This window comes from Acinetobacter sp. 25-47-130, from assembly GCF_056779705.1.
The window spans coordinates 298,119-311,127 of the sequence record NZ_JBWYII010000003.1; the positions used below are offsets into that span (position 1 = coordinate 298,119).

The following is a 13,009-nucleotide window of genomic DNA, read 5'->3' on the forward strand; positions in this document are numbered from 1 at the left end:
ACTAAATTATCGTAATGCAGTAAGGTTGACATCCTTTTGATACATCTCGATCTGCATGACTTGTTCAGTTAAGAATGCTTTACGTTGGTCATTGCTCGGATGACTTGCAAACAAAGTTGATTGATCTTTATTCATTTTACGTTTGTTGAGATTAGCTTCGAATTTATCCCAAAATGAGAGTGCTGCATTGTGATTGTAGCCCGCTCTCACCATCAAATCTAAACCAATCAAATCAGCTTCTTCTTCTAGATGACGGCGATGAGACATATTGGTTTGATTACCAGATAAACCACTTGCAAGCCCGATGGCAGCCCCAGTTCCCATGGTTGCACCCATTAGACCCAAATTCATTGCTGCGAAACGAGAAGCCTTTTCACGACTATGATTACGGATAATGTGTGCCATTTCATGCGCAATTAGGGTGGCTAACTCGTCATCAGATAAGTTTTCAAACATATATACAGCCGAATTAACTACAATTTGCCCACTTTGAAAGGATTGGGCATTCGGTTTGCTGCTGAGCACACCGTTAATTCGCCATTGAATTGGTTGACGACCTTCACGTAAATATTGATTAGCATGTGGGATTAAACGTGCCAAAATTTGATTTAATCGTGGATCTTCAAGATACAAAGACTTAGTTTTCGCTTTCTTTTCAAATTTATTATAGCTACGGTTTGAAATTTTATTCCAAGCTGATTCCGGAATAATCATGAGTTGTTTGCGTTCGGAAGCTACAGTGCCTAATGATGTGGTTGAAACACAGCCAGTCGAGATTAATGCAATTGAACTTATAATACCAAACGCGAAGGATTTCATAATTACACCTTAATGATGGGATATTATTTGAGATCTAGCTTGATTTTTAATAGCTAGATTTCGTGTTTAATTATTGTTCAATATTTAGATTAATTAAACAAACATTATTTTAATTATTAATTTGAACGAATTAATATCATGGTGGTTATAATGAGATTTGAGTCACAATAATATTTTTTTATTTGTTATTTTGTAATTTAGATAAATTATTTTATTTATATATATTTTGTATTTTATTATATTTTTATTATATTATTTGTGATTGGATTAATATTTATTAAAATTAATAGTATATATAAATCAGTATTTTATGTTTTATTTTTGTTTTCTTTAAATATTTGAGTGTGATTCTGTTTTTGAATTTAATTTAATATGAGAATAAATTCTCACTATTTTAGTTGAATATTGATAAATAACTCATAACGAAATATTTTGGAATTCCATTCAAGGCTATTAAAATTAATTCTTATATTGTGAAGTTTTTCTTACATTGAGTTGGTGTATTTTGTGATTTATTTCTCAAATATTATCGTTGGGTATTTTAATTAAATTTGGGTGGACTAATTATGTGATTTATAACCACGAATTTTTTTGATCACAGTGTTATAAGGCCTGTTTGATTTTTGACAAGGTCTGAGCATCATTAATATGCGCATGCTGCTTATCCTAGCCAATCGATACAACAGAACACTTTAAAATAAATTCATCCAAACTTATTTTGTCTTCAGTCAATATAAGTATCAATTCGTTCAATTTCTAAGATGTTTAACCTGAACTTGAGTTTTCAGTACTCGTCATTCAATCGCATCGTATTTTGAAAGAATGATTAATCTTGATGTGGAGTACTCGGTGAATCAAATGAGGGTTTCTTTGGTGGGTCGAGTAAAGTCTCAATCACAAACGCTGTGCCAAGGTGAGCAACAGAAATATTTAAAGAATTCCAACGGAATAATGAGATTTTTTGCGATATAAAGTTCATGTTAGGGCGAGTACAAATGTATGAGCGATCTCGAGTGACGATTGGCGTTGAAGCGGCATTTGTTTTATCACGCTTTCTTAATTCATTCGTTGAACTTTGAACGACTAGACAGGAACTGATACGGTCAATATGAATAATTGGTTTAAGGGTAGTTTATTGCTTGGTTCTTTGGTGAGTAGTTTTGCATTTGCAGATTTTCTACCACCAGATCAAGCATTTCAATTTGAGGCAGTATCAGTCAGTCATCATCAAGCTGAACTAAAATGGAAGATCGCAGATGGTTACTATCTCTATCATGATCAAATCAAAGTTTCAGACATTCAAGGTCCTGTAAAGTTATCTCTACCACGCCCAAAAGAGAAAGATGATCCAAACTTTGGTATGACCCAAGTGCATTATCAGGATGTAATCAGCAATATTCCAGTCAAACCAAATCAAGAATTTAAGATTCAATGGCAAGGATGTGCTGAAAGTGGTTTATGTTATCCGATTCAAAGAACAACGATAACAACTGACAGCACAGGTTTATTCCCAGCGCAGCAAACTACACAAGCTAAGAAAGTTTTAAATCTCAAAGAAATTTCAGCAGCATCTAATGGAGTTGTAAATACTCGAGATGCACAAGAAAATGCTTCACCAAAAACAGAAACACAACTCATTTCAAAGGATAACAATACAGTCGCAGATCGTAAAAATTTTAACGCTACTGCGCTTGAGCGAGATAAAACCGAATTTGGAGAAAATAATTTAATCAGTGAGGATCAATCCACGCTAGATGCAAATTTATCTAAAGAAAATCTGAATAGGCCAGCCAGTTTTTCGGGTGTATGGAACAACGATCAATTTTTTTTAAATTTGCTCTCTCAACAAAGTGTATGGCTTAATTTATTGGTGTTTTTAGGACTTGGAATATTGTTGGCATTCTTGCCTTGTTCATTGCCCTTAATTCCGATTTTATCAGGCATTCTTGTGCAAAATCACAGAGGTTATCGTGCCGCGGTAATAGCTTTTATTTTTGTCACAGGGATGGCTATCGTTTATGCGTTAATGGGATTCGTTGTTTCTCAACTGGGCTATAGTTTTCAGCGTTGGTTTCAAAGTCCGATCTTCATCAGTATTTTTAGTCTCTTGTTTATTATTTTTGCCCTTAATCTTTTTGGTGTATTTCAAATCTCTTTACCTCAAGGAATGTTACAACGCTTAGATCTTTGGCAACAAAAACAAAAAGGGGGCACATTGATCGGTGCAGGACTCATGGGGATGATTTCTGCACTGATTGTTGGACCTTGCATGAGTGCTCCGTTGGCTGGAGCATTAATATTTGTCTCACAGATTAACCAACCTTTATTAGGGGCGACTTATCTTTTTGTTTTGGGCATTGGGATTGGTTTGCCGCTTTTTATTGCGGCAGTTTTCGGGACGCATTTTTTACCTAAACCTGGGGTATGGATGGATCGACTCAAGGTCTGTTTTGGTTTCGTGATGTTGCTTGTGGCCACTTATTTTGCACGGCCACTTATTCCAACCAGTATTTATCAAATTCTGATGGGTCTTTTACTTCTTGGATTCGCTGTATATTTACTCTGGAAAATGCGACCTTATGTCGAAAAAATAGTGGTTAAAAGCATCATCATATTACTCAGTCTTGGCATGATGTTTTTAGGAATGAATTATGTGCAGCAAGGGTATACGCACTCACTTGTAACGCAGGCCAAAACATTACATACATGGCATAAAGTCAATTCTGCCGCGCAGCTTTCAAATGTTTTGAACGCAAATCAAGGTAAAGCCGTAGTAATTGATGTTTACGCAGATTGGTGTGTTGCATGTCAACCGATAGAAAAAGAGGTACTTCCGCGTGAAGATGTTCAAGCCCAACTCAATGATTTGGTTTTAATTAAATTAGATCTCACTCATTTTGAACCAAGCCAAGATGAACAGTTAAAAAAATGGCAAATTTTAGGTCCGCCAACATTTATTTTTTTAAATACGCAACATGATGAAATACGTGATCTGCGTTTGACTGGTACTTTTACTACAACACAGTTATTAAATCGATTGCAGGAACAATCTGTCGGGATGGTTCATTAATGATTTCATTTGATGGGATTCAACTTGGATCACTCATGTTTCCATGGGTTTTATTGATTCTATTCAGTGGGATACTGTTCATCAGTATCCTGATCAATGTTTTAGGTCATCACTATAAATGGACAGATACCCAAGTCAAAATCAGTAAAGATTCAGTGTGGACAAGCATCATTATTGGAGCAGTTGCCGCTAGAGTCATCTTTGTTATGTTCTATTGGGAGACTTATATTGCAAATCCTTTAGATATACTCAAAATCCAAGATAAAGGATTTAGCTTATGGAGTGGATTATTCTTCGGTGGGCTAAGCTATATCATTCTCAATCGAAGCTTACGAACAAAAATGAAGATCATTTTAGTTGGGGTGTTTTTATTTTGGGTAGCGATTGGCGTAATGATAAAAACTCAATACAAGGTTGAAAGTTTTTATCCTGATCTAAGTTTTCAGATACTCCCAACTGATCATAGTGAAAATAAGAATGAAGGGTCTTTCACAGATTTTTTGGGTCAGCCTACAGTCGTTAATTTGTGGGCGAGTTGGTGCCCGCCATGTCATAGAGAGATGCCAATACTTTTTCAAGCACAAAAGGCTCATCCCAATATTCATTTTGTGATGCTCAATCAAGGTGAAGATATCACAACGGTTCAAAACTATTTACAAAAACACAGCTTCAACTTTAAAAATGTCAGACTTGATGTAAATGGGGAAATGCCCAAGCAGAGCAATAGTTTTGGCTTGCCAACTACATTGTTTTACGATGAAAAAGGTAAATTGGTGGATAGACATATGGGTGAGTTAAGCGCTGCAAAATTGCAAGAATATTTAATTAAAATGACAGCTGAGTAGAGCTAAAGGTTATGAAAGATATAAATAAATTAATATTGTTGTCTAGCGTATTTTTAATAAGTAGCGTCAGTTATGCGGATTTAAAAAAGCAGATTTCAGCAGAGGGCTTTGAGTTTGTAAAAGAAATTCCAGCACCAGCAGGTATGACAGGATGGGCAGGGCATATGAACCAACATCCAGGCACGGTTTTTATTTCTAATGATCAGAAATATTACATTATGGGTGATTTATATAATGCTCAAGGTGAAAATATTTCTATTGAAGCATTAAATACTCATGTCAAAGACGCCGTATTAGATGATGTATGGAAGAGCATTGAAAAGTCGACTTGGATTCAAGATGGTGAAAATACAGCAGCACGCGTTGTTTATGTATTTTCAGATCCTAACTGCCCATATTGCCATCAATTTTGGGAAGCTGCACGACCATGGGTAAACTCGGGAAAAGTTCAACTTCGACATATACAAGTTGGTGTGATTCGAGAAGAAAGTCGAGGGCAGATTGTCACCATACTTAACTCAAGTGATCCTGCTAAAGTATTTAATGACTACAATAAAAAGAAAGGTAAAGAGCGATTAGTTGTTACGCAAAATATATCAAAATCTTTACATGAAAAAATCGACTATAACGAGTCACTCATGGATAAATATGGATTTTTTTCCACGCCAGCTATGGTATGGAAAAATCAACAAGGAGAGTTCAAGTCTATGCAAGGAATGGCAAAAGACTTGCAAGAAGTTTTTGAAAAATAGAATTTTTTGGACTTTAGTACTCTTGAATACAAAACTTTAAAATTTAATACATGGTCATTTGCATGGAGAATATGATCGTATTTGAGTCTCATATCCACAACTGAAAGAATTGCAAGATTATGAAGTAGGATCGCAATATAAGCGATAAAGCGTTTGCATAATGGTGAGGACTTTAGGATCACTCACTTGATAAAAAATTTGTTTACCTTCACGACGAGTCACCACCATTTCAGCTTTACGTAATACGGTTAACTGTTGTGAAAGCGTGGGTTGAAAAATTTGAGTTCGATTCTCAATTTCCTGAACGTTCAATTCACCATCTACTAAAATACAAAGTATCTTTAAGCGATCAGGATTCGACAGGACTTTAAGTCGATCGCTGACTTGATCAACTTGTGAAAAATCCATTTGATTTAATTCAACATCAGACGGCATTGGATGTTCCTTTGAAACAGAAGGATGCGTATGTTAAAGCATCTTGATTATTTTTCAAAACTATATAATATAAAAAAATATATTGTAAATAAGTAAATTGTTATGCATGATTTTGTGATTGCTTTTTTAGGTGGAGCACTACTCGGTTTATCTGTGGTTGGATACTTATATGTGAATGGTCGAATAGCAGGGATTAGTGGTTTAATCGGTCAAGTACTAAATCCGCATAAAGTTTTCAAAACACCAGCATTGTGGTTTTTAATGGGTCTCATCATCACACCGTTTATCTATGGTATTCGGGTTCAGCCTGAAATTGAACTCGAAGCAAGTCCATTCATGATGATCGTGGCAGGTATTTTAGTTGGATTTGGAACACGTTTAGGTTCTGGCTGTACAAGTGGGCATGGCATTTGTGGTTTAAGTAGATTGTCCAAAAGATCTATTGTGGCAACACTAAGTTTTATGCTGACAGGCTTTATAACGGTTTATATAATTCGGCATGTCACAGGAGCATTCTAAATGAAAAACCTTTTTGCTTTTTTGTTTGGCTCACTTTTTTCCGTGGGGCTCATGTTATCTGGAATGTCGAACCCTGAAAAAGTTCTTAATTTTCTTGATTTATTTGGCGAGTGGGATGCAAGTTTGGCATTTGTCATGATGGGTGCCATTGTCGTGGCATTCATACCCTTTCAGATCGTAACCAGAAGTGAAAGACCTTTAACTCTATTCAATGAGACTATTGATCTACCAAAGAGCAATCAGCTTGATAAAAAGCTCATCATAGGTGCTAGCTTGTTTGGGATAGGCTGGGGCATCGCAGGCATCTGTCCAGCACCAGGATTAACATTAATTGGTTTAGGGCATTATCAATCACTCTATTTTGTGATTGCGATGTTGATAGGAGTTTTGATTCACCGTAAATGGATGGGGGCATAGTTATGAAACTAGTGATGAAAGACGCCACTCAAGATCAAATCAAGCCGCTAATTAAAGATTTTTTTGATCAAAATACCAATACATTTAGTTATGTCGTGGCTGATCCTGTGACATTAAGTTGTGCCATTATCGATAGTGTTTTAGATTTTGATGCTGCTTCTGCGACAACAACGACGGAACATGCTGACCAGATTATTCAATACATACATGAACAGCATTACAAGGTTGAGTGGATTTTAGAAACACATGTGCATGCTGATCATTTGACCGCTGCGCAATATTTAAAATCTAAGCTGGGTGGCAAAATTGCCATGAGTCATCATATTGGAATTGTACAAGAAACATTTGGCTCAATTTATCAATTGGATATTAAGGCAATAAACGCACAGCAACCATTCGATTATTTATTTAAAGATCATGAGTGTTTTAAAATTGGAGAAATTGAAGCCTACAACATTCCAACGCCTGGTCATACACCTGCTTGTCTTAGTTATGTGATAGGTGATGCAGTTTTCGTGGGTGATACTATATTTATGCCAGACTATGGTACAGCACGATGTGATTTTCCACGGGGCAGTGCAGCAGAATTATTTGATTCAGTTCAGAAGCTTTATCAACTGCCTGATCATATGCGTGTATATCTATGTCACGATTATTTACCAGAAAATCGACATCAATATATGTGTCAAACAGATATAAAAACGCAAAAAGAATCTAATATACACATTCGAATTGATTCAAAAAAGAATGATTTTGTGGAAATGCGCAATAGCCGTGACGCGACATTGGGGATGCCAAAGCTCATTTTACCAGCCATTCAAATCAATATGAACGGTGGCAAATTTCCGCCCACTGAACACAATGGAGTATCTTATTTGAAAATCCCTTTAAATTTTTTCAAATCATAAAATTTAGCTACTTTAATTTTTATAGATATTATAAATACATGTTATGTATAAAATTGAAAAAGGCTTTAAAAACAAGTTCAATAGGCGTATAGTTAAGTATGAAAGTTGATCAGCCTAGTCGGTTATTAACTTGATTTTTTTTCTATGTTTCTAAACACTCTTTATCGAAAAGAGTTGAGAGGAAATTTTGCTAAGATCTAGTGGACTCATCATTGCATTTGCAACGGTGTTATTACAACTAGCGGTTTATTTACAACCGATCTTACCGGAGAAATTTCATGTCGCTCCGGTATGCATGTCTATTATGCATAATTTACTTTCTCCAGAACGCCATCAGCATGTTCATGAGACTTATCACGATCTCGTCCACCATTTGAGTGAAAACGAACATCATCACGACCATAATCAAATTACTCACCAATGCCAATATTGCACTGTGTATGGAGACCTCGTCTTACCATTTGATTTTGGTGTAAAAGAAATTTTTGATCGCTTACAAGTTAAGTTGAGCTTCTACCGCAATTCTTTTTGGCACGTCTATTTTTCTCTACAGAAGCTCTATCTTCTGCCTCAAGGCCGAGCGCCACCTTTTGGACTCTAATTGATTTAAACCTTGGATCATTTTGATCTTAATCAATTTATTTAGAGTTCAATCTTATGAAAAAAATCTTTAAACAGTCTGTAGCTAACAGACGGTATTCACTCATCCTCAAAAAAGTGAATTTAAAATCGCGTGTTATCGGAATGATACATGACATCTACAATGTAATTCTGACTGTAGTTTTAAACTCATTGAAGAACAACATTCACCACAAAATTCAATGATAAGGTGACCTCATGGATCTAGGACTAACAGCGCTCGAATTGGCGCGTATACAATTTGCATTCACTGTTTCATTTCACATTATCTTTCCAGCAATTTCGATTGGATTGGCAAGTTTTTTGGCTGTGCTCGAATGGCGTTGGCTTAAAACGAATGATCCTGTTTATCGAGATCTGTTTAAATTTTGGATAAAAATATTCGCACTTTCATTTGGTATGGGTGTCGTTTCAGGCGTGGTGATGAGCTATCAGTTTGGAACCAACTGGAGTGAATTTTCACGTATTGCTGGTAGTGTCACTGGACCATTGCTGACGTATGAAGTGCTCAGTGCGTTTTTCTTAGAAGCTGGTTTCCTCGGTATCATGTTGTTTGGCTGGGGGCGAGTTGGACCAAAGACGCATTTTTTTGCAACCTTAATGGTGGCAATAGGAACATGTATATCCATGTTTTGGATTCTGTCATCTAACAGCTGGATGCAAACACCTCAAGGCTTTGCATTTGAAAATGGAATAATTGTTCCTCAAGATTGGTTCGCGATTGTCTTTAACCCATCCTTTCCTTATCGATTAGCGCATATGGCACTGGCCGCTTTCTTGGTTTCAGGCTTATTGGTTGCCGCAACTGCTGCATGGCATCTACTCAAAGGACGCCGTGATGCGTTAGTTAAAAAGTCATTCTCGATGGCAATGTGGATGATCCTTGCTTTAGCTCCACTACAGATGTTCGTTGGTGATTTACATGGATTGAATACCTTAGAACATCAGCCTGCTAAATTAGCTGCAATCGAAGGTCATTGGGAAACCAATAAAGATCATGGTATGCCGTTGTATCTATTTGGTATTCCAGATATGGAAGCTGAAGAAACTAAATATGCGATTGGTATTCCAAATCTGGGTAGCCTGATCATGACACATACCCTTGATGGTGAGGTTAAAGGCTTAAAAGAATTCGCACCTGAGGATCGACCTAATTCAACCATCGTTTTTTGGAGTTTCCGAATCATGGTGGGTATGGGCATGCTCATGATCTTACTGGCTGTATTTGGTCTATGGCTACGTAAGACAGGCAAATTCTATGATTCTAAATGGTTGCACAAGTTTGCTTTGTGGATGGGGCCTTCAGGTTTTATTGCATTATTGGCAGGCTGGTTTACCACAGAGGTGGGACGTCAACCTTGGATTATCTATGGCGTAATGCGTACGAAAGATGCGTTATCTCCTGTCTCTGCGGAACAGGTTGGACTTACGCTAATTATTTTTGTTGTGGTGTACTGCATCGTATTTGGTATCGGTATCTTTTATATGTTGAAAATGATGGTAAAAGGACCAGAATTTATTTATTCAACACCACATTCAGATGGCGAAGTGATCCGAGCGTCTAAACGCCCGATGAGTACCATTGATAATGAACAACAACTTGAAGCATCAAACAGGGTGAATGATCAGGAGAATTTGAAATGATTGATTTATCATTGATTTGGATTGTGATCATCGCACTAGGTGTGTTGATTTATGTCGTTCTTGATGGTTTTGATTTGGGAATTGGTATTTTATTTCCATTTGTGAAAGATCGCCAAGAGCGTGATGTCATGATGAATACTGTAGCACCCGTATGGGATGGCAATGAGACTTGGATGGTACTTGGTGGAGCTGGTTTATTTGCCGCTTTTCCACTGGTCTATTCGACTGTGTTGTCTGCATTATATATGCCCATCACCTTAATGGTGATCGCGCTTATATTTCGTGGAGTCGCTTTTGAGTTTCGTTTTAAGGCTAATCGGACTAAGGCACTTTGGGACCAAGCATTTATTTGGGGTTCAATTTTAGCTTCATTTTTACAAGGTGTGATTTTAGGCGCTTATATTCAAGGAATTCAGACGACCAATGGTGTGTTCACGGGTGGTGGTCTGGATTGGCTCACTCCATTTTCACTCTTTACAGGTTTAGGCGTTGTTGTGTTATACGCGACACTCGGTTGTGGATGGTTAATTTTTAAAACGGATGAGCGTGTACAAGATCATATGTACCGTCTGATGCCGAAGCTTATGATCGCGTTATTTCTAATATTTGGCGCTGTCAGTATTTATACCCCCCTTGTACATGACGATATTGCACAGCGTTGGTTTAGCCAACCACAAATGTGGTATTTCAGCCCCGTACCAATACTGGTATTGATTTTTACTTTCCTTGCGCTCAGAGCTTGTAAACGTCGTCAGGAGTTTGCGCCTTTCATCTATACATTGGCTTTGGTATTTCTTGCGTATACGGGCTTCTTAATTAGTTTATGGCCTAATATCATTCCGCCAAGTGTAACGATTTGGCAAGCTGCTGCACCTCAAAGTAGTCAATTATTTGCTCTCATTGGTGCACTCATTCTAATCCCAATTATATTGTTTTATACCGCTTTATCTTATTGGGTCTTTAGAGACAAGGTCCGTGTTGGTGACGAAGGTTACCACTGAGGAGAATGATAATGAAACTGAATCAAGCAGGGTGGTTTATTGTTTTATGGCTCGGTGGTTTTTTAAGTCTATTATTGATTGCTGGTCTATTTCGATTGCTCATCCAGTGGGCGTATTAATCTAAATCTTTAGACATCAACAATTAACCCATCATCTAGGTGATGGGTTTTTAATTTAAATACTAACGACTAATCGTTGTTGATCATAATTGGGTAATAGAAACTATGATATAGGCACAATTAAGCGGATTTTAGCTTCTAAACCAACGCTTTAAAAATTTACTTAAACAATTGATTTAAGATAAAATTAGAAGAATCATCTGAATCTTTGAGAATGATGAGTGACATCGTTTCAATCACTTATGACATAACTATCGCCGTTTTAAGGAATCACGAGACTGATATTTAATTGTCGTTGTTCATGGTCTAATTACTGTGAAAAAAAAGCCAGACTGGTGGAGCAATCTGGCAAAGCGTCAAGATGAGTCACCCGTGACAAGTGATGTTTCCTGAGTTCAGGTTTAAGTTGTTCTGAACTTAAGCCTGAATAAATTCAGCCACAGCTTGGTTAAACGCCTGTGGTTGTTCAACATTCGAAATGTGCGAAGTATTAATCTCAACAAGTTGACTACCCGCAATCGCGGCTTGCATAAACTGACCATCTACCACAGTGGTCACAGGGTCTTGTTGACCTGCAATAATCAATACAGGAATCGAAATCTGTTTGAGTTGTTCACGCACATCCGCCTTAGCCAAAGCTTCACAGCAGCTTGCATAACCTTCAGGGCTGCCAGCTCCTAAGTCGTTTGAAAGTTTTTCAATCACTGCTGGGTTGCTTTGGATAAAGGGATCTGTAAACCAACGACCTGCAGCCGTTGATGCAATCGGTGCTAAACCTTGTTCACGAACCAATACGGCACGATCATTCCAAGCATTTTCATTGCCAATTTTAGCGGCGGTATTACACACAATCACATGACTAAAGCGTTGAGGATGATTGATCGCTAACCATTGGCCTGTCAAACCACCCATCGAAATACCACAGAATGCAGCTTTTTCAACATTCAAATGGTCGAGTAAATTCACCACATCTTGACCAAGTTGATCAATGGTATATGGACCTTGAGGCGCGTCCGATGCACCATGACCACGTGTGTCATAACAAATCACATAATGAGAAGCTTTAAAAAATTCAATTTGTGATTGCCACATGCTGAAATTTGTCCCTAAAGAGTTAGAGAAAACAAGAGCAGGTTTGCTTGAATCACCAAAAGTTTGATAATTGATTTGCGCATCATTTGAAGAAAAAGTAGGCATAGAATCCCTCCCGACCTCCCTTGAGAAAAGGGAGGGGGTTTTTAATAGTTAAACACGTTCGATAATTAAAGCGATGCCTTGACCCACACCGATACACATAGAGCACAATGCATATTTGCCACCAGTTGCTTCAAGTTGATTCAGTGCAGTCGTCACCAAACGCGCACCTGATGCACCCAATGGATGACCTAATGCAATTGCACCACCATTTGGGTTTACACGTGCATCATCGTCGGCTAAACCTAGGTCACGTGTACACGCCAATGCTTGTGCTGCAAACGCTTCGTTCAGCTCAATCACATCCATTTGCTCTAGTGTTAAACCTGTTTGAGCCAGTAACTTTTTAATCGCAGGTGCAGGACCAAAGCCCATAATGCGAGGTTCAACCCCAACGGTGGTCGCACCAATCACTTTGGCACGAGGTTTTAAACCATATTTTTCTACAGCTGCATCAGACGCAATCAGAATCGCAGCAGCACCATCGTTAATCCCTGATGCATTACCTGCGGTTACTGTACCGTCTGTTTTTACAACAGGTTTTAACTTGGTTAAGGCTTCTAAAGTGGTTGATGCACGAGGATGTTCATCTTTTGCCACCACAACCGCATCACCTTTACGCTGTGGAATAGTCACAGGCACGATTT

The 13,009-nt window shown here is 37.7% G+C and carries 14 protein-coding genes; 10 read left to right on the forward strand and 4 right to left on the reverse strand.

Annotation, left to right across the window (positions count from 1 at the left end):
- Window positions 1-6 precede the first annotated feature (6 nt).
- Window positions 7-819: a M48 family metallopeptidase gene (locus AC1M83_RS07095; protein ID WP_180028996.1), complete on the reverse strand. Its 813-nt coding sequence runs from the start codon at window positions 817-819 to the stop codon at window positions 7-9.
- A gap of 1,108 nt (window positions 820-1,927) precedes the next feature.
- On the opposite strand from AC1M83_RS07095, the gene dsbD reads away from it, so the two are divergent.
- Genes dsbD through dsbG form a run of 3 tightly spaced genes read left to right on the forward strand, consistent with a single transcriptional unit; the run spans window position 1,928 to window position 5,486 of the window.
- A complete protein-coding gene (dsbD, locus tag AC1M83_RS07100; RefSeq protein ID WP_481590328.1) occupies window positions 1,928-3,889 on the forward strand; it encodes a protein-disulfide reductase DsbD in 1,962 nt (653 codons plus the stop codon).
- A complete protein-coding gene (locus tag AC1M83_RS07105) occupies window positions 3,889-4,734 on the forward strand; it encodes a prolipoprotein diacylglyceryl transferase family protein (protein WP_481590329.1) in 846 nt (281 codons plus the stop codon). The genes dsbD and AC1M83_RS07105 overlap by 1 nt, the downstream gene beginning before the upstream one ends.
- 20 nt (window positions 4,735-4,754) lie before the next feature.
- A complete protein-coding gene (dsbG, locus tag AC1M83_RS07110; protein ID WP_180029000.1) occupies window positions 4,755-5,486 on the forward strand; it encodes a thiol:disulfide interchange protein DsbG in 732 nt (243 codons plus the stop codon).
- Window positions 5,487-5,603: 117 nt separating this feature from the next.
- On the opposite strand, the gene AC1M83_RS07115 is transcribed toward dsbG, so the two are convergent.
- Window positions 5,604-5,921, reverse strand: coding sequence for an ArsR/SmtB family transcription factor (locus AC1M83_RS07115; protein ID WP_092768848.1), 318 nt, complete (start codon window positions 5,919-5,921; stop codon window positions 5,604-5,606).
- 102 nt (window positions 5,922-6,023) lie between these two features.
- Here AC1M83_RS07115 and AC1M83_RS07120 point away from each other — a divergent pair, with 102 nt between their 5' ends.
- From AC1M83_RS07120 to AC1M83_RS07150, 7 genes are all read left to right on the forward strand, one after another.
- The gene (locus AC1M83_RS07120; protein WP_481590330.1) at window positions 6,024-6,440 is read left to right on the forward strand and encodes a YeeE/YedE family protein; all 417 of its coding nucleotides are present in this window, start codon (window positions 6,024-6,026) and stop codon (window positions 6,438-6,440) included.
- Entirely contained in the window at window positions 6,441-6,857 is a 417-nt protein-coding gene (locus tag AC1M83_RS07125; RefSeq protein WP_180028992.1) for a DUF6691 family protein, read from the forward strand.
- A 14-nt stretch (window positions 6,858-6,871) separates the two neighbouring features.
- Complete coding sequence (locus tag AC1M83_RS07130) at window positions 6,872-7,765, forward strand: MBL fold metallo-hydrolase (RefSeq protein WP_180028999.1); 894 nt, start codon at window positions 6,872-6,874, stop codon at window positions 7,763-7,765.
- Between the two features lie 187 nt (window positions 7,766-7,952).
- Entirely contained in the window at window positions 7,953-8,366 is a 414-nt protein-coding gene (locus tag AC1M83_RS07135) for a DUF2946 domain-containing protein (protein WP_092768857.1), read from the forward strand.
- A 236-nt stretch (window positions 8,367-8,602) separates the two neighbouring features.
- A complete protein-coding gene (locus AC1M83_RS07140; protein ID WP_180028991.1) occupies window positions 8,603-10,048 on the forward strand; it encodes a cytochrome ubiquinol oxidase subunit I in 1,446 nt (481 codons plus the stop codon).
- Complete coding sequence (gene cydB / locus AC1M83_RS07145) at window positions 10,045-11,049, forward strand: cytochrome d ubiquinol oxidase subunit II (protein WP_180028990.1); 1,005 nt, start codon at window positions 10,045-10,047, stop codon at window positions 11,047-11,049. The genes AC1M83_RS07140 and cydB overlap by 4 nt, the downstream gene beginning before the upstream one ends.
- 11 nt (window positions 11,050-11,060) lie before the next feature.
- Window positions 11,061-11,168, forward strand: a complete 108-nt coding sequence (locus AC1M83_RS07150) for a DUF2474 family protein (RefSeq protein WP_155757002.1) — start codon at window positions 11,061-11,063, stop codon at window positions 11,166-11,168.
- 417 nt (window positions 11,169-11,585) lie between these two features.
- Here AC1M83_RS07150 and pcaD read toward each other — a convergent pair whose 3' ends face one another.
- On the reverse strand, window positions 11,586-12,365 hold the full coding sequence (pcaD, locus tag AC1M83_RS07155; RefSeq protein WP_481590331.1) for a 3-oxoadipate enol-lactonase: 780 nt from the start codon (window positions 12,363-12,365) through the stop codon (window positions 11,586-11,588).
- A gap of 48 nt (window positions 12,366-12,413) precedes the next feature.
- Window positions 12,414-13,009: acetyl-CoA C-acyltransferase (locus AC1M83_RS07160; RefSeq protein ID WP_481590332.1), on the reverse strand; the 596-nt coding region annotated here is incomplete at its 5' end.